This window comes from Acidovorax sp. JG5, from assembly GCF_017939685.1.
Lineage (GTDB): Bacteria > Pseudomonadota > Gammaproteobacteria > Burkholderiales > Burkholderiaceae_C > Acidovorax.
This window is the reverse complement of sequence record NZ_JAGKSE010000035.1, coordinates 1-16,404: the sequence shown is the minus strand read 5'-3', so window position 1 is coordinate 16,404 and position 16,404 is coordinate 1. Positions and strand designations below refer to the sequence as shown.

Annotated in this window: 14 protein-coding genes and 2 pseudogenes; 13 read left to right on the top strand and 3 right to left on the bottom strand. The window is 63.6% G+C overall.

What is annotated here, in order from left to right; genetic code table 11:
* Positions 1 to 43: 43 nt before the first annotated feature.
* The 3 genes from J8G26_RS18285 to J8G26_RS18275 all read left to right on the top strand — a co-directional run bounded on the left by J8G26_RS18285 (position 44) and on the right by J8G26_RS18275 (position 4,314).
* Positions 44 to 739: an ABC transporter ATP-binding protein gene (locus J8G26_RS18285; RefSeq protein WP_087746201.1), complete on the top strand. Its 696-nt coding sequence runs from the start codon at positions 44 to 46 to the stop codon at positions 737 to 739.
* Positions 740 to 949: 210 nt separating this feature from the next.
* On the top strand, positions 950 to 3,049 hold the full coding sequence (locus J8G26_RS18280) for a 3-hydroxyacyl-CoA dehydrogenase NAD-binding domain-containing protein (RefSeq protein ID WP_210570635.1): 2,100 nt from the start codon (positions 950 to 952) through the stop codon (positions 3,047 to 3,049).
* Between the two features lie 89 nt (positions 3,050 to 3,138).
* On the top strand, positions 3,139 to 4,314 hold the full coding sequence (locus J8G26_RS18275) for an acetyl-CoA C-acyltransferase (RefSeq protein ID WP_210570633.1): 1,176 nt from the start codon (positions 3,139 to 3,141) through the stop codon (positions 4,312 to 4,314).
* 166 nt (positions 4,315 to 4,480) lie between these two features.
* Here J8G26_RS18275 and J8G26_RS18270 read toward each other — a convergent pair whose 3' ends face one another.
* Positions 4,481 to 5,872 (bottom strand): PLP-dependent aminotransferase family protein, encoded by a 1,392-nt coding sequence (locus tag J8G26_RS18270; protein WP_087746195.1) that lies wholly within the window; start codon positions 5,870 to 5,872, stop codon positions 4,481 to 4,483.
* Between the two features lie 178 nt (positions 5,873 to 6,050).
* On the opposite strand from J8G26_RS18270, the gene J8G26_RS18265 reads away from it, so the two are divergent.
* A complete protein-coding gene (locus J8G26_RS18265) occupies positions 6,051 to 6,284 on the top strand; it encodes a hypothetical protein (protein ID WP_087746193.1) in 234 nt (77 codons plus the stop codon).
* A 225-nt stretch (positions 6,285 to 6,509) separates the two neighbouring features.
* Positions 6,510 to 8,348: an acyl-CoA dehydrogenase gene (locus J8G26_RS18260; RefSeq protein ID WP_210570631.1), complete on the top strand. Its 1,839-nt coding sequence runs from the start codon at positions 6,510 to 6,512 to the stop codon at positions 8,346 to 8,348.
* Here the strand turns inward: J8G26_RS18260 and J8G26_RS18255 are convergent.
* Positions 8,345 to 9,538: a VanZ family protein gene (locus J8G26_RS18255; RefSeq protein ID WP_210570629.1), complete on the bottom strand. Its 1,194-nt coding sequence runs from the start codon at positions 9,536 to 9,538 to the stop codon at positions 8,345 to 8,347. The two genes, J8G26_RS18260 and J8G26_RS18255, sit on opposite strands and share 4 nt — an antisense overlap.
* A 238-nt stretch (positions 9,539 to 9,776) precedes the next feature.
* Positions 9,777 to 10,385 (bottom strand): PEP-CTERM sorting domain-containing protein, encoded by a 609-nt coding sequence (locus tag J8G26_RS18250; RefSeq protein WP_233135245.1) that lies wholly within the window; start codon positions 10,383 to 10,385, stop codon positions 9,777 to 9,779.
* 453 nt (positions 10,386 to 10,838) lie between these two features.
* On the opposite strand from J8G26_RS18250, the gene J8G26_RS18245 reads away from it, so the two are divergent.
* The 8 genes and pseudogenes from J8G26_RS18245 to J8G26_RS18210 all read left to right on the top strand — a co-directional run.
* Positions 10,839 to 11,630, top strand: coding sequence for an SDR family oxidoreductase (locus J8G26_RS18245; RefSeq protein WP_210570626.1), 792 nt, complete (start codon positions 10,839 to 10,841; stop codon positions 11,628 to 11,630).
* 173 nt (positions 11,631 to 11,803) lie between these two features.
* Positions 11,804 to 12,229 carry a PaaI family thioesterase gene (locus J8G26_RS18240; protein ID WP_087748294.1) on the top strand — a complete coding sequence of 142 codons (426 nt, stop codon included), beginning with the start codon at positions 11,804 to 11,806 and terminating at the stop codon, positions 12,227 to 12,229.
* A 112-nt stretch (positions 12,230 to 12,341) separates the two neighbouring features.
* Positions 12,342 to 13,358: an NADP-dependent oxidoreductase gene (locus J8G26_RS18235; protein WP_210570624.1), complete on the top strand. Its 1,017-nt coding sequence runs from the start codon at positions 12,342 to 12,344 to the stop codon at positions 13,356 to 13,358.
* Positions 13,359 to 13,360: 2 nt separating this feature from the next.
* Complete coding sequence (locus J8G26_RS18230) at positions 13,361 to 13,828, top strand: GNAT family N-acetyltransferase (protein ID WP_210570622.1); 468 nt, start codon at positions 13,361 to 13,363, stop codon at positions 13,826 to 13,828.
* 55 nt (positions 13,829 to 13,883) lie between these two features.
* On the top strand, positions 13,884 to 14,819 hold the full coding sequence (locus J8G26_RS18225) for a glutathione S-transferase family protein (protein ID WP_210570619.1): 936 nt from the start codon (positions 13,884 to 13,886) through the stop codon (positions 14,817 to 14,819).
* Entirely contained in the window at positions 14,816 to 15,721 is a 906-nt protein-coding gene (locus J8G26_RS18220; protein WP_087746178.1) for an SDR family oxidoreductase, read from the top strand. The genes J8G26_RS18225 and J8G26_RS18220 overlap by 4 nt, the downstream gene beginning before the upstream one ends.
* Positions 15,722 to 15,779: 58 nt before the next feature.
* A pseudogene (locus tag J8G26_RS18215) lies at positions 15,780 to 16,037 on the top strand (MFS transporter); the annotation flags it as partial.
* A gap of 53 nt (positions 16,038 to 16,090) precedes the next feature.
* Positions 16,091 to 16,404 (top strand): annotated as a pseudogene (locus J8G26_RS18210) (hypothetical protein); the annotation flags it as partial.

Below are 16,404 nucleotides of genomic sequence, written 5' to 3'. Positions count from 1 at the left end.
TCGGATGCGTTTGGGTGGTCAACTGGAGGGAGATTTCGCAGACATGCTGAAAATCGACAATCTCCACGCCTATTACGGCAAAAGCCATGTGCTGCATGGCGTCTCTTTCGATGTCCAACCTGGTGAAATCGTGGCCCTGCTGGGGCGCAATGGTTCGGGCCGCTCCACCACCGCCAAGGCCATCATGGGCCTGGTGGAGTGGGAGGGAAGCCTGCAATGGAAGGGGCAGGCACTCAAGGGCAAGAAGGCCTACGAGATTGCGCACCTGGGGTTGGGCTATGTGCCAGAAAGTCGCGACATCTTCCCCAACCTCACGGTGCACCAGAACCTCATACTCGGGCAAAAAGGCAAGGGCAAGAGCAGCCGCTGGTCGTTTGACGACATGTACAACATGTTTCCCCGCCTCAAGGAGCGCCAGCACATCGAAGCCGGTGTGATGTCGGGCGGCGAGCAGCAGATGCTCACGCTGTGCCGCACCCTGATGGGCGACCCCGACCTCATCATCATTGACGAACCTACCGAGGGCCTGGCCCCCAAGATCGTCGAGTTGGTTGGGCAATACCTGCAGACCATCAAGTCGCGTGGCATTTCGGTGCTGCTGATCGAGCAGAAGCTCACTATCGCCATGACCATTTCCGACCGCACGCTCGTCATGGGGCATGGGAGCATTGTTTTCCAGGGCACGCCGGACACCTTGCGGGCCGACAACCATGTGCGCAAGGAATGGCTGGAAGTCTGATGGGGCGCGCCGCAGTGCCCGCAGTGTGGCAGGCAAGGGATTGCCTGCAAAGAATTCGCAGACCTGTGCCAACGGGTGGTTTTGTCCTGGTTTGCATGGCCTGCACGCTGATGTCCCGGGCGGGACAAATCAGTGCAGGCTAGGCGGCCAGAACTCTCTACAATCAAAATGGCACGACCGTTCTTTTTCTAATTTCCAAGGAACAACAGCATGACCGCTGAATACAAAGTCCACGGCTCCGTTGCCGTGATCACGCTGGCCAATCCTCCCGTCAACGGGCTCGGCCTGTCCACCCGTCAGGGCGTTGTGGACGGTTTGACCCGTGCCAATGACGATGCCGCAGTGACGTCCATCGTCATCACCGGCGCGGGCGGTGCGTTTTCTGGCGGTGCCGACATCAAGGAGTTTGGCACTGACAAATCCCTGCAAGAGCCCAACCTGCATTCCGTGATCGCCGCCGTCGAGAATTCGCCCAAGCCCGTGGTGGCTGCGATCCACTCGGTCTGCATGGGCGGCGGGCTGGAGCTGGCCTTGGGTTGCCACTACCGCATTGCTGCCCCTGGCTGCAGCGTGGCCTTGCCCGAGGTCAAGCTGGGCATCCTGCCCGGCGCAGGCGGTACGCAGCGCCTGCCGCGCGTGGTGGGCGTGGAAGCGGCCCTGAACATGATCGTGAGCGGCGAGCCGGTCAAGAGCGAACTGATTGGTTCCATGCCGGGCCAGAAGCTGTTCGACAAAATGGCTGCATCGCCCGAGGCGCTGGCTGCCGAGGCCCTGGCTTTCGCGCAGAGCGTGGCTGACGTGCGTCCGCTGCCGCTGGTGCGCAACCTGCCTTGCAAGCACCCCCAGGGCGATGCGTACTTCCAGTTCGCGCGCAACATGGTCAAGGGCATGAGCAAGAACTTCCCGGCGCCCGCCAAGTGTGTGGATGCCGTCGAGGCTGCCACCAAGCGCAAGTTTGCCGACGGCCTGCTCTTCGAGCGCGAGCTGTTCATCAACCTGATGTGGACGGCCGAGTCGCGTTCGCTGCGCCACCTGTTCCTGGCCGAGCGTGCGGCGAGCAAGATTCCTGACGTGCCGTCCGACACGCCCAAGCGCGACATCCAGGCCGTGGCTGTGATCGGCGCCGGCACCATGGGCGGCGGCATCGCCATGAACTTCCTGAACGCCGGCATCCCCGTGAAGATGCTGGAGATGAAGCAGGAGGCGCTGGACCGTGGCATCGCCACCATCCGCAAAAACTACGAAGCCCAGGTCAAGAAGGGCAAGCTCAAAGCCGACAAATACGAGCAGCGCATGGCACTGCTGACGACCACGCTCAATTATGCGGATCTCAAGGGCGCCGACCTCGTGATCGAGGCCGTGTTCGAAGAGCTGGGCGTGAAGGAAGCCGTGTTCAAGCAGCTGGATGCCGTGATGAAGCCCGGCGCTATCTTGGCCTCCAACACCTCCACGCTCGACGTCAACAAGATCGCGAATTTCACGAAACGTCCGCAGGACGTGGTGGGCCTGCACTTCTTCAGCCCCGCCAACGTGATGAAGCTGCTCGAAGTGGTGCGCGGCGACGCTACCGCCAAGGACGTGCTCGCCACCGTGATGGCGGTCGCCAAGAAGATCAAGAAGACCGCCGTGGTGTCCGGCGTGTGTGATGGCTTCATTGGCAACCGCATGATCGAGCAATATGGCCGCCAGGGCGGGTTCTTGCTCGACGAAGGCTGCACGCCCGAGCAGGTGGACAAGGCGATGGAAAAATTCGGCATGGCCATGGGCCCGTTCCGCATGGGCGACCTGGCCGGCAATGACATCGGCTGGGCCATCCGCAAGCGCCGCTACACCGAAAAGCCCGGCATGAAGTACAGCAAGACAGCCGACCTGCTGTGCGAGAAAGGCCGCTTCGGCCAGAAGACCGGCGCCGGCTGGTACGACTACGTGCCTGGCAAGCGCGACGCCATCCCGAACGCCGAGGTGGTCAAGATGATCGAAGACCACCGCGCCTCGCTCGGCATCACGCCGCGCAAGATTTCCGACGAAGAAATCGTCCAGCGCCTGGTGTTCAGCCTGGTCAACGAAGCCGCGCACATCCTCGAAGAAGGCATTGCCAACAAGGCCAGCGACATTGATGTGGTCTATATCTTTGGCTACGGCTTCCCGGTGTATCGCGGCGGCCCGCTGAACTATGCCAACGAGGTCGGCCTGTTCAACGTGGTGCAGGCCATGAACCGCTTTGCCAAGAACCCACTGGACGATGCCGCGTTCTGGAAACCCGCGCCGCTGCTGGCCAGGCTTGTGTCGCAAGGCAAGGCGTTCAACTGATTGATGCGAAGCCGCACCGCATGTGCGCGAGCCCTGCTTGCATATAGCCAGGCCGCCACAGGTGTGCTCCAACCCTGAAAGGATTTCCCATGACCTCCGCAGTGATTGTTTCCACCGCCCGCACCCCGCTTGCCAAGAGCTGGAAGGGTTCCTTCAACATGACCCATGGCGCCACGCTCGGCGGCCACGCCGTGCAGCACGCGGTGCAGCGCGCCGGCGTGGACCCGGCCGACATCGACGACGTGCTCATGGGCTGTGCCACGCCCGAAGGCGCCACTGGCGCCAACATCGCGCGCCAGATCGCCTTGCGTGCCGGCCTGCCCATCACGGTGTCGGGCGTCACCGTCAACCGGTTTTGTTCGTCTGGCCTGCAAACCATTGCCATGGCCGCGCAGCGCATCATTGCAGGCGAGGCCGATGTGTTTGTGGCAGGCGGCGTGGAAAGCATCTCCTGTGTACAGCAGGAAATGAACAGCCACATGCTGCAAGACCTGGCTTTGGCCAAGGCCAAGCCCGAGATCTACTGGAGCATGCTGCAAACCGCCGAGCAGGTGGCCAAGCGCTATCACATCGGGCGTGAAGTCATGGACGAATACGGCGCCGCCAGCCAGCAAAAGGCCTGCGCCGCCCAGGCGGCGGGTTTGTTCGACGCCGAAATCGCTCCCATCACCGTCACAGCAGGCGTGGCCGACAAGGTCATGGGCCTCACTACCAAGCAAGTCACCGTGAGCCGCGACGAAGGCACGCGCGAAGGCACCACCGTAGAGGCTATTCAAGGGCTGCGCTCGGCACTGCCCGGCGGCCTGATCTCGGCCGGCAACGCCAGCCAGTTCAGCGATGGCGCCGGCGCCTGCGTGCTGACCAGCGAAGACTACGCCAGCAAAAAGGGCCTCCAACCTCTGGGCCGTTTCCTCGGCTTCGCCGTGGCCGGTTGCGAGCCCGACGAGATGGGTATCGGCCCCGTGTTCGCCGTGCCCAAGGTGCTCAAAAAGCTGGGCCTCACGGTGCAGGACATCGATCTGTGGGAGCTGAACGAAGCCTTTGCCGTGCAGGTGCTGTACTGCCGCGACAAGCTGGGCATCCCTGCAGACCGCCTGAACGTCAACGGCGGCGCCATTGCGCTGGGCCACCCCTACGGTGTTTCGGGCCAGCGCCTTACGGGCCACGCCCTCATCGAAGGCAAGCGCCGCGGTGCCAAGCGCGTGTGCGTGACCATGTGCATCGGTGGTGGTATGGGCGCGGCCGGCGTGTTTGAAGTGCTGTAAGCGCTGGCGACGCCCTGAAGATCAACGCCCCGCACAGGTCGAAAGGTTTGTGCGGGGCGTTTGCTATCTTGTTGATAGCTGTAGACGCTTTGTGGGTGCTCGCTAGAGGTCAAAAACGCTGCTTTTTAGTTCGTCGGGCAATCAAAACAGCTGATCTCCAGGACCGCTAAACCACAGCAGCGCTGAACGACTCGGGCCGCTGCGCAAGCAGATGGGACAGCCGTTGAAGACCCGCCTGCAAGCGGCCACGGTCCTTGATGCTGCCCAAAGAGATGCGAATGGCGTTCACCGATTTGCTGCTCGTTGCGCCCGTGGCGAATGCCTCCGCCGGTGTGACGGCGATGCCGGAGCTAGCGGCTGCATGCGCAAGCTGCGAGGGGTTCCAATACCCCGGCAACTCGAGCCATACATGCAGGCCGTCTCCAGCGCCGCTGTACCGCCCCGCCAGAATATCCCTGGCCATCCGGTGGCGCAGACGCGCCTCCTTGCGTACGCCTTCCATCAATCCGGCAGCCGAACCATCAAGGATCCACTGCGTGGCCAGTGCGGCCGTCACAGGCGCGACCATCAGCGCAAAGGATCTGAGCGCGACCAGGAAACGTTCGCGCTCAATCGGGTCCCGTATGAGCACGAAGGCGACACGCAAGCCGGGCGTCAGGCATTTTGACAAGGTGGAGATGTAGTACACCTGCTCCGGGGCCAACGTGGCAATCGGTGGTGGCGGGGCATCGGCAAGCAGCCAGTAGGGATCGTCCTCGACGATGCGCACATGGCAGCGCATGGCGATGCTGGCGAGTTCCTGGCGCCGGTGTTCCGGCATGGTGATGGTGGTCGGGTTCTGCAATGTCGGGTTGAGGTAGACCAGCGCAGGCTGGTGCTGGCGGCACGCTTGGCTGAGCATGTCAGGCACCATCCCGTGCTGGTCCGCTTCCACCGCAACGATGCGACGGCCGAGCTGGGTTGCTGCGGCACGCAAGCCGGGATAGCTCGTTGGTTCTGTCAATATCACATCGCCAGGCTCCGTCAGCGCAAGGATCAATGCGGCGATCGCCGCTTGCGCGCCCGGACAGACAAGCACCTGCCCTGAATCCAGATAGCCAAACATCGGTGCGAGCCATTGGGCTCCCGCCTTGCGGTCAGAGTCGCTTCCCCCGCCCAGGTGGTAAGTCATCAGCAATTCAGTATTTGCCCGCATCAACACTTGAGACAAACCTTGTTTCAGCATGTCGTCGAAGTCCACGCCATCCGGCGGCGGTGGGGTATTCATGCTCAGATCGAGGATGGCGGTCAGTTCGACTTTCGGCGCCGCGACATAAGTGCCTCGGGCGCCGCGTCCTTCCAGCAAGTGGCGGCGTCTGGCTTCGTCGTATGCGCGCGTGACCGTCGTCAGGTCGACCTCCAGCCGTGCTGCCAACTGGCGCTGCGGAGGTAGACGGTCGCCCGGGGTCAAAGATCCGTCTGCCACCGCCGCCTGCAACGCATCCGCGATCTGCAAAAAACGTGGTCCGCCCTGCGCGGCCAATCGCGGCAACCAGATGGGCAAATTGTCATCTTGCATGGTTTTCAACGGGGACAGCTTGTCTCAATGTATGGAAATTGCTTTTAAGTAGTATGTCCCTGAACCTACAGCAACACCATTCTTGTATGGCCGTCGCTGCACGTTTTTGCCTCTCTCATCCAAGAGGCAGCGCTCCTCACGATAGACGGTGTCAAGTCATAGGCTGGAAATTCTCAAAATGATCGATTGGGTCCCTGTAGTCTTCGTTACGTTCAAGGTTCTCATCTTCGGCGCGGGCATGTTCTTCGCCATCAAGTGGCATTACGACCAAGGGAAGAAGGGGATGAACAAGCGCGCGCTACTGCGCACGGGCTGCAAGGTGGCTGCCGTCTTCATGCTGGCACTCCTGGGTGTGCTGTTCTTCACCTTCGGCCTTGCCAGGATGCTCGGAATGGACTTGAGCCTCCCATGATGGCAAAGGCTGGGCGGCCGATTCCAGGCATGTGGGAATCTACTTGCTTCAGATGACGAAGTTGAAGCCAGGGATTTCGAGCAGAAACCTTGACATGGGCAGATGTCTGCTATGGGCTGGCTGCCGAATCTCGTGGCTGACCGCTTCACAAGTGTCTGACCAACCGTCTCATCGCGTCGCGCAGTGGACATGCCTTGCCAGGTGCAGCCACCCATAATTTGCCGCATGACGACCTCTCTGCGCTCCACCCTCGATTTCCTGCTCTACAACTGGCTGCAAGCCGAAACGCTGAATACGCGCGAGCGCTTTGCCGACCATTCGCGCGAGACCTTTGATGCGGTGCTTGACACCTGCGAGCGCATTGCGCGCGAGAAATACGCGCCGTTCAACCGCACGGTGGACACGCAAGAGCCGCATTTCGACGGCGAGCGCGTCACGCTGCCCCAGGCCACCAAGGACGCCTACGACGCTTATGCTGCCTCGGGCATGCTCAGTGCCGCGCAGGACTACGCCATTGGCGGCATGCAGCTGCCCTATACGGTAGACGCGGCGGCCAATGCCTTTTTTGCCGTGGCCTCGATCAGCATCAGCTCCAGCCTGCTGAGCGTGGGCAATGCGAACTTGCTGATGGTGCATGGCACGCCGCTGCAAAAGAAGGTGTTCGCACTCAACGAGTTTTCGGGGCGCTTCTCGGGCACCATGTGCCTGTCAGAGCCGCAGGCCGGCTCCAGCTTGAGCGATGTGGCCACGCGGGCTGTGCCGGATGGTGACGCGTTCGAAAGCGATCCGCTCGGCCCGCGCTACCGCCTGACGGGCAACAAGATGTGGATCTCGTCGGGCGAGCATGAGCTGTCTGAGAACATCGTCCACCTGGTGCTGGCCAAGATTCCGGGGCCGGACGGCAAGCTGGTGCCCGGCACGCGCGGAATTTCGCTGTTCATCGTGCCCAAGAAGCTGGTGGATACCGAAGGCAAGCTGACCGGCGTGCGCAACGACGTGGCGCTGGCCGGCCTCAACCACAAGCTGGGCTGGCGCGGCACCACCAACACGCTGCTCAACTTTGGCGAAGGCAAATACCCGGTGCAGGGCAGGGCGGGCGCCGTGGGCTACCTTGTGGGCGAGGCCGGCCGTGGCCTGGCGTGCATGTTCCACATGATGAACGAGGCGCGCATCGGCATCGGCATGGCGGCCACCATGCTGGGCCTGGCCGGCTATTACGCCAGCCTCGACTACGCCAAAAACCGCCCGCAGGGCCGGCTGATGGGGGCGAGTGGCAAGGACGCTGGCCAACCGCAGGTGCGCATCATCGAGCACGCCGACGTCAAGCGCATGCTGCTGGCGCAAAAGAGCTACGGCGAGGGCGCGCTGGCGCTCAACCTGTTCTGCGCCCGTCTGGTGGACGAGCAGCACACCGGCCAGCCCGACGCTGCCGACGAGGCGCGCCTGCTGCTGGAGGTGCTTACCCCCATCGCCAAGAGCTGGCCCAGCGAGTTTTGCCTGGAGGCCAACTCGCTGGCCATCCAGATCCACGGTGGCTATGGCTACACGCGCGACTTTCCGGTGGAGCAGTATTGGCGCGACAACCGCCTGAACATGATTCACGAGGGCACGCATGGCATCCAGGCCGCAGACCTGCTGGGCCGCAAGGTGCTGATGGAAAACGGCCGGGGCATGCAACTGCTGGCCGCGCGCATGCAGGCCACCATGGCGCGGGCCGCCGCCGAGTCCGAACTGGCGCCGTATGCAGCGCAGCTGGGCGATGCCTTGCAGCAGGTGGCCGCCGCCACGCAGGCCGCCTGGGCTACAGGCAACCCCGCCGAGGCGCTGGCCAACGCCGTGCCCTACATGCAGGCCTTCGGCCACACGGTGCTGGCCTGGGTGTGGCTGGATGTATTGCTGGCCACGCTGCGCGCGGATGCTACGCTTTCAGTAGCTGCTAGCGCAGGCAGGATGGGCGCTGCACGCTATTTTTACCATTACGAGCTGCCCAAGATCACGGCCTGGCTGAACGTGGTGAACCGCCGCGATTTGATCTGCGCCGCGCTCAGCGAAGAGGCGTTTTAGTCCGCGCGAGCACCCACCCACGCACCCACTTGGCGTGGTCTGCGCGCTGCGGTGCATGCCGACAGCAGCCAGCCCATGCCGATGGCCAGCAGCACCGAGGTGATCTCGGCCGTGCGGGTGGGCAAATAGCGCTGCGTCCATTCACATGCCAAGGCCAGCATGGCCGTGCAGACGGCCATGCCCCCCGGCAAGGCGCCGTTGCGCACCGTGCTCCACACGATCGCGCCAAAGCACAGGCTTTCAAATGCGCGCGGCGTGATCGCAGACTGCACCCAGGTCGAGAGCGTGGAAGCAAACGGCATCCATTCCATGTCGGCCGGCGGCGTGCGCCACGCCCAGGGCCAGATCGCGTCGAGCAGGTAAGTGGCCAGCGCCACCCATGCCGTGGCCGCCCAGCGCGCCCCTGGCGACCACGCATCCAGCCAGCGCCACAGCAACCAGCCGACCGCCATGCCCAGCACCACCGCCATGCCTGGCGACTGACCCACGACCACGAATTTGCCCACCAGTACCGCCAACGCGGCCACCAGTGCCAACGCCCGCGCGCGATGCGCCAGATGGGCGGTGCGGGCCAGGTGCGCCACGGCCGCCAAGCCGATCACCGCCATGCCTGCATGCAGCAGCATGCGCCGCGGCTGCCACAGGTCTTGCTGCCACAGCGACTTGATGTTTTGCGCCACCGAGGAAACGTCCAGCGTCGGGATCAGTGGATACAGCTCAGCCACCCACCACAGGGCGATCAGCACCAGCGTGAACCGGTCTGCGTCGGCCCAACCCTGGTGCCGGTTCAGCAGGTGCCCCACCCGCCACCGCGCGACAAACCCGGCGCCCCAGCCCAGCGCATACCCCGCCATGTTGAAGATGACGTCTGAAAGGGCAGGGGTGCGGGGCAGGAATTTTTGCAGCCATTGCAGCGCGCTGGCCAATACCGTGGCCGCCACCAGCCAGCCGGCAAAAAAGGCCCACTTGCGCGGCCGCCCCTGCCCAGCCCAGCCCAGCAGCCCACCGAGGGGAACAAACAAAACGATGTTTTCCACCAGGTCCACCAGACCGATGCGGCCGCTCCAGATGAAAGCCTGCGGCGCAGTGAAGTTCCACTGGAAGGGGAACAGCGAGCCATACACAATGAGCAGCAAAACCAGCGCCAGCGCGACCGGGAGGGTGCGCGAGCGGTCATCGACAGATTTCATGGGCGCCTCGGGTCACTGAATCCGGGATCACACCATACAACACCGTGTGGTGACTCTTGGCGCTGGTCGCCCTGAGCTCAGGTGCTTTTAAATTGATAGCTGTCAGCGCTTTATGGATGGGCGCTACACGCTGTTTTTGCCTTGATGAAAGGCCAATAGTCGATGTAGCTGGCGGCCATGGGTGCCATGGGTGAATGCGCCCGGCAGTGTCTCGCACGCCGGGCGGTCACGCAACCGGTCAACGCTGGTTGCGGCGGCGGATCGAGGCGAGCCCTGCGAGGGCAGCGCCGAGCAGGGCCAGCGAGCCGGGCTCGGGCACATTGTTGGGATCTTCAGGGTTGTTGGCCGAGCGGCCGAAGCGCAGGTCGTCAAACCCAAGAATGTCGTTTGTCGCATTGAAAGTCACGCTGGCGATCAGCTGACCGTAGTCAATGAAGCCAACGAATGCGCCGCCACCGTTGATCGCAGAGGGCATGTTGATGGTCTGGGTAACCGAGGAACCATCCACGTAATTGATGGTTTGCTGTGGGACGAGATCTGTCTGCAGGCCATTCACGAAAAAGCCGAAAGCATCCACTGGGTTGACGAAAGAAAAAGTGACCGAGCCGCCACTTACGGTCCGAAAGAGTGCGCCACCCGCAGTGGTATTGAATCCGCACACGGCGCCACATCCGGGGGTTCCGGTGTTGGTCGTGCCGCCGGTGATGGTGAGGTTGGCTGGCAGGGCCGATTCGAAATCCACGGTGTTCAGGCTGCCTGCGACCGAGAGGAACGATGCCGCGGCTGCGGTCGAGTTCACCATTTGCGCGAGTGTGGACACGTTGTTGTCTGCGGCCAGATAAGTCACGGGCGCAGCCTGCACAGCAAGGCAGGCACCCGACAGAATGCTTGCGATGGCGAGTTTGTTTGTCATTGACATAACGGTTTCTCCTGGGGTGGGTTTTGGATCCACTGTTACAAAGCACGCTTTGTGCCATCAATGAAAATCGTTATAAATCAATGACTTGCTGATTTTTCTGGCTGCGGTAACGTCTCAGGTGTAAATAAATTCGACGGATCAACAGGGTGATCCAGCCGCTTCGGGACGAAGGGCTGGCGGCGACGCTTTGGCAGCGGCATTGCGACCATGCAATGCGCGGATGCCCTGTGCTGGGCGTGGCACAGGTGTGTTGGCTGTTCTCGTCCGTGTTTTCCAATCGCCCAGGCGACAGACCCCGCCGCCGTGTCGACGCACAATGCATCGCAACGCAGTGCCCGGCCGGTTGCTGGCAGCGCCCCATTCAAACCAGGAGACGACGACATGACCCGCACCATCCAACAATTGTTTGACCTCACCGGCAAGACGGCCCTTGTCACCGGTGGCTCGCGCGGGCTGGGCCTGCAGCTGGCGCATGCGCTGGGGGAGGCGGGCGCCAGGATCATGCTGAGCTCGCGCAAGGCGTCGGATCTGGAAGAGGCCGCGGCCGAACTGCAGGCCGCCGGCATCGACGCGCGCTGGATCGCCGCCGACTGCGCGCAGGAGGCCGACATTCGGCAGCTGGCCGATGAAACCCTGCAGCGCATGGGCAATGTGGATATCTTGGTCAACAATGCCGGCGCGGCCTGGGGCGCGCCCGCCGAAGACCACCCGGTCGAGGCCTGGGACAAGGTGATGAACCTCAACGTGCGCGGCTACTTCATCCTCAGCCAGCACATCGCCAAGCACAGCATGATTGCGCGGCGCAGCGGCAGCATCATCAACGTGGCGTCCATCGCGGGCCTGGGTGGCAACCCGAGCGGCATGAACACCATTGCCTACAACACCTCCAAGGGTGCGGTCATCAATTTCACGCGGGCGCTGGCCGCCGAATGGGGCAAGTACAACATCCGCGTCAATGCCATCTGCCCGGGGTTCTTTCCCAGCAGGATGACGGTGGGCACCTTGAAGGCCATGGGCGAGGAAGCGCTGGCCGCCCACGCCCCGCTGGGTCGCCTGGGCGATGACGAAGACCTCAAGGGCCTGTGTGCCCTGTATGCATCGGATGCGGGCAAGCACATCACCGGCCAATGGCTGGCGGTGGATGGCGGGGTGAGCGTGGTGACCGGCGGATGAGTTGGCGGGCGCCGGCTTTTGAGGGCGGCGCGTTCTGCTTGGGGCTGTCTGGATGGCTTGGAGGCCAGTCCTGCGGCGTGCAAATGCCGTGGGCAAGCGGTCAAGCCCCCAAACCCCGCAGCAGTGCAACAAGGACTATCCTTTCTGCCTTTTCATGAACCCTGGAGTTGCCTGTGTTGAATTTTGGTGCCGAAATCCCGTTTGTCAGCCATCTTGGTTTCACGCTGCACCGCATGTCGGGGGGCGAGTCCGAGTTGCATTACGAAGCGCGCCCTGAGCACCTGAACTCATTTGACGTCACCCACGGTGGTGCGTCGATGACCTTGCTGGACGTGACTCTGGCCACGGCGGCACGCAGCGATACGCCCGACTTTGGCGTGGTCACCATCGAGATGAAGACCAGCTTCATGCGGCCCGCGCGCGGGCCGTTGGTGGCCAAGGGTCGGCTCATCCACCGCACCGCCAGCATGGCTTTCGCTGAAGGCACAGTGTTCGATGCCGAGGGCCGCGTCTGCAGCCACGCCACCGGCACGTTCAAGTATGTGCGACGCCAGCCTGCTGAAGCCGCCGACGGGCAGCGGGTGATTTCGACGGATTGAAGGGCGCTCCGGCACAAGGATGTACTGGAGCCGTTTTTGAGCCAAATCGGGCTCTTGCGCAGTATTCATAAGCGCAAGCAGCTATTAAAACAGTAGTAAAAAGGAGTCTTCCATGCCCCGCAACCAACAAATCGTTCTCGACAACCGCCCCCAGGGCGAGGCCGTGACCAGCAACTTCAAGCTGGTCGCCACCGACACCCCCGCGCTCCAGGATGGTGAGGTGCTGGTGCGCCACCACTACTTGAGCCTGGACCCCTATATGCGCGGCCGCATGAACGAGAGCAAAAGCTATGCGGCCAGCCAGCCGCTGGGCGAGGTGATGATTGGCGGCACGGTGGGTGAGGTGGCCGAGAGCAAGAACCCCAAGTTCGCTGTGGGTGACAAGGTGGTGGGCATGGGCGGCTGGCAGGAATACAGCGTGGTCGATGGCAATGCCGTGGGCGCGCTGCGCAAGGTGGACACCACCCATGTGCCGCTGTCGCACTACCTGGGCGCCGTGGGCATGCCCGGCGTGACGGCCTGGTATGGGCTGGTGAAGATCATTGCGCCCAAGGCGGGCGACACCGTGGTGGTGAGCGCTGCCACCGGCGCCGTGGGCAGCGCCTTTGCCGCACTGGCCAAGGCGCGTGGCTGCCGCGCGGTGGGTATTGCGGGTGGCGCTGAAAAGTGCAAGTACGCGGTGGAAGAACTGGGCTTTGACGTGTGCATTGACTACAAGGAACACAGCGACGTGAAGGCCATGTCCAGGGCCTTGAAGGAAGCCTGCCCCAACGGCATCGACGGCTACTTCGAGAATGTGGGCGGCTGGATCATGGACGCCGTCATGCTGCGCATGAACGCCTTCAGCCGCGTGGCCCTGTGCGGCATGATCGCCGGCTACGACGGCGCGCCTCTGCCCATGGCCAACCCCGCGCTCATGCTTATCAACCGCATGAAGATCGAAGGCTTCATTGTCAGCGAGCACATGGAAGTGTGGCCCGAGGCCCTGAAAGAGCTGGGCACCCTGGTGGGCACCGGCAAGCTGCGTCCGCGCGAGACGGTTGCGCAGGGCATTGCCTCTGCGCCCGAGGCCTTTTTGGGCCTACTCAAAGGCAAGAACTTCGGCAAGCAATTGGTGCAACTGATCTGAGCATGAGCACCTCGCCGTCCGCACTGCGCTGGACCTGGGCCCGCTTTGACGACCTGGGCGTGCACGCCCTGCATGACACGCTGGCCTTGCGCTGCAAGGTGTTCATCCTGGAGCAGGGGCCTTACCAGGACCCGGATGGTGCCGACAAGCAATCGTGGCACCTGCTGGGTTACGACGAGGCCGGTGCCTTGCAGGCCGGCCTGCGTGTGGTGGACCCGGGTGTGAAGTACCCCGATCCCTCCATCGGCCGTGTCGTGACGGCCCGCGAGGCGCGCGGCGGCGGTGTGGGGCGCGCGCTGATGGAGCAGGGCCTGGCCCGCTGCCACCAGGTGTGGCCGGGCAGGGCAGTGCGCATCAGCGCGCAGGCACATCTGCAGCGCTTTTACGGCAGCCTGGGGTTTGCGGCGGTGTCCGAGGTTTACCTGGAAGACGACATTCCCCACATCGAGATGCTGCGGAGCCCGTGCTGAACGGCGGCGCGGTGTCCGAGCCGTTCTTTTTCGAACCTCTATCAGGAGATTGCCCATGACCGCCTTGATCCTGCACCATTACCCCTCATCGCCCTTCTCGGAAAAGATCCGGCTGGTGCTGGGTTTCAAACAGTTGCCCTGGAAATCGGTGGTCATCCCCAGCATCGCGCCCAAGCCCGATGTGGTGGCCCTCACGGGCGGCTACCGCAAGACGCCGTTCCTGCAGATCGGTGCCGACATTTACTGCGACTCGGCGCTGATCTGCGAGGTGCTCGAACATGAGCACCCCGAGCCGGCGCTGTATCCGCCCCACCTCAAGGGCGTGGCGCGCGTATTTGCCCAGTGGGCTGACAGCACGCTGTTCTGGGCCGCCATGGCCTACAACCTGCAACCGCGCGGGGCCCAGGCGCTGTTTGCCAATGTGGCCCCCGAAGCCGCCCAGGCCTTTGGTGCGGACCGCCGCCAGATGAGTGTCGGCATGCAGCGCCTGCGACCCGCCGATGCCACGGCGGCCTACCGCTCGTACCTGCGGCGCCTGGCGCACATGGTGGAAGAGCATGACTTCACGTTCGGGGCCGAACCCTGCGTGGCCGACTTTGCCGCCTACCACCCGCTGTGGTTCACGCGCCAGTGCGTGCCGGTGATGGCCGATATTTTTCAGGCCACGCCGGCCGTGCTGGAGTGGATGGACCGGGTCGCGGCACTCGGGCACGGCCGCATGGAAAAATTCAGCGCGGCCGATGCCATCACGGTGGCTGCGGGCACCGAACCCATGCCGGTGGTGAACGACGTTTTTCAGGACGAACATGGCATCGCGCTGGGGAGTGAGGTCACGGTGTCGGCCGAAAGCTTTGGCACCGAGCCCACGGCCGGCACCCTCATCGCCGCCACGCGCACGCGCTACACCTTGCGCCGCACCGATCCGCGTGCCGGCACGGTGCATGTGCACTTTCCGCGCATTGGTTACGTATTACAAAAGGCAGAGACATGATTGAAAATTTTCAGGGCAAGACGGCGGTATTGACGGGTGCAGGCTCGGGCTTCGGGCTGGAGTGCGCGCGCATTGGCGCCCGCCTGGGCATGAACCTGGTGCTGGTGGATGTGCAGCCGGACGCGCTCGACGCCGCCGCGGCCGAGATGCAGGCCGCAGGCGCCCAGGTGCTGGCCCGCCAGGTGGATGTGTCGAGCGCCACCCAGATGGAGCAACTGGCCGCAGAGGTGGCGCAACGCTTCGGCGCCCCCCACCTGGTGTTCAACAACGCGGGCGTGGGCGCGGGCGGCCTGGTGTGGGAGAACTCCGTCAAGGACTGGGAATGGGTGCTGGGCGTCAACCTCATGGGCGTGGTGCACGGCGTGCGGGTGTTCACCCCCTTGATGCTGGCGGCTGCGAAGAAGGACCCGGCGTGGCGCGGCCACATCGTCAACACGGCCAGCATGGCGGGCTTGCTGGCGCCGCCCAACATGGGCATCTACAACGTGAGCAAGCACGCGGTGGTCAGCCTGTCGGAGACGCTGTACCAAGACCTTTCGCTGGTGACGGACCAGGTGGGCGCCAGCGTGCTGTGCCCTTATTTCGTGGCCACGGGCATCAACGACAGCCAGCGCAACCGCCCTGGCGGCCTGGCGGGCGACCAGCCTACCAAGAGCCAGCTCATTGGCCAGGCCATGATCGGCAAGGCCGTCAGCGCTGGCAAGGTGACGGCCGCCGAAGTGGCGCAAAAGGTTTTTGACGCCGTGGCGACCAACCAGTTCTACATCTACAGCCATCCCAAGGCAATAGGCTCTGTGCAGACGCGCATGCAAGACATTCTGCAGGCTCGCAACCCCACCGATCCCTTTGCCGACAAGCCCGAGCTGGGGGCGCAACTGCGCGCGGCCTTGCGCGTCGAGTGAATGGGGTGGTAAACCGGGGCGCCGAGCTTGGCGCCGTGCAGTGGCGTCTGAACTGATGATGGATCACGTCAACAAAGCCAGCCAGGCCGCCGGCGAGCCAGGCGACGGACTGCCCCAGCCGGCGCGCAACCGCGCCATGCTGGTCATCATCTTGGGTATCGCGATGGCGGTGCTCGATGGCAGCATCGTCAACTTGGCGCTGCCCGGCATTGCGCGCGATCTCAACGCCAGCGCGGCGCATGCGATCTGGGTGGTCAACGCTTACCAGATCGCCACGCTGGTCATGCTGCTGCCGCTGGCGGCGCTGGGCGAGCGCCNGCGTGCCAGCAGCCCGGCGCATCAATTGCCGCCACAGCGCGTGAACATGGCATGAATGCCAACGTGCTGCATCGCTGGCTCAAGGAGCATCGTCTGGGCCAGCACCAGAGCGCCTGCGATACCGCGCATGCTGATGCGTCCGGCATCGCCCCACACTGCGCCGATGCAGCGGCTGAGCCAATGGCCAATGCACAGGCTGTTTGTGCCCCAGCGCATCAGGCTCATCCGGTGCCGTCCAACCCCGTGCCCGCCTTCATCGCGGTGGCGCTGGGCTCGCCGGTGATGGGGCCTCAGGCAGCGGGTGTACAAGCTGCCCCAAGTGCTGCATCGGCAGCTTGCTCATCAGACATCCGCATCGAGTGCTG

Coding starts and splice junctions, on each gene's coding strand:
- J8G26_RS18285 (WP_087746201.1), top strand. CDS start 44: ATGCTGAAAATCGACAATCTCCACGCCTATTACGGCAAAAGCCATGTG.
- J8G26_RS18280 (WP_210570635.1), top strand. CDS start 950: ATGACCGCTGAATACAAAGTCCACGGCTCCGTTGCCGTGATCACGCTG.
- J8G26_RS18275 (WP_210570633.1), top strand. CDS start 3,139: ATGACCTCCGCAGTGATTGTTTCCACCGCCCGCACCCCGCTTGCCAAG.
- J8G26_RS18270 (WP_087746195.1), bottom strand. CDS start 5,872: ATGCAAGATGACAATTTGCCCATCTGGTTGCCGCGATTGGCCGCGCAG.
- J8G26_RS18265 (WP_087746193.1), top strand. CDS start 6,051: ATGATCGATTGGGTCCCTGTAGTCTTCGTTACGTTCAAGGTTCTCATC.
- J8G26_RS18260 (WP_210570631.1), top strand. CDS start 6,510: ATGACGACCTCTCTGCGCTCCACCCTCGATTTCCTGCTCTACAACTGG.
- J8G26_RS18255 (WP_210570629.1), bottom strand. CDS start 9,538: ATGAAATCTGTCGATGACCGCTCGCGCACCCTCCCGGTCGCGCTGGCG.
- J8G26_RS18245 (WP_210570626.1), top strand. CDS start 10,839: ATGACCCGCACCATCCAACAATTGTTTGACCTCACCGGCAAGACGGCC.
- J8G26_RS18235 (WP_210570624.1), top strand. CDS start 12,342: ATGCCCCGCAACCAACAAATCGTTCTCGACAACCGCCCCCAGGGCGAG.
- J8G26_RS18230 (WP_210570622.1), top strand. CDS start 13,361: ATGAGCACCTCGCCGTCCGCACTGCGCTGGACCTGGGCCCGCTTTGAC.
- J8G26_RS18225 (WP_210570619.1), top strand. CDS start 13,884: ATGACCGCCTTGATCCTGCACCATTACCCCTCATCGCCCTTCTCGGAA.
- J8G26_RS18220 (WP_087746178.1), top strand. CDS start 14,816: ATGATTGAAAATTTTCAGGGCAAGACGGCGGTATTGACGGGTGCAGGC.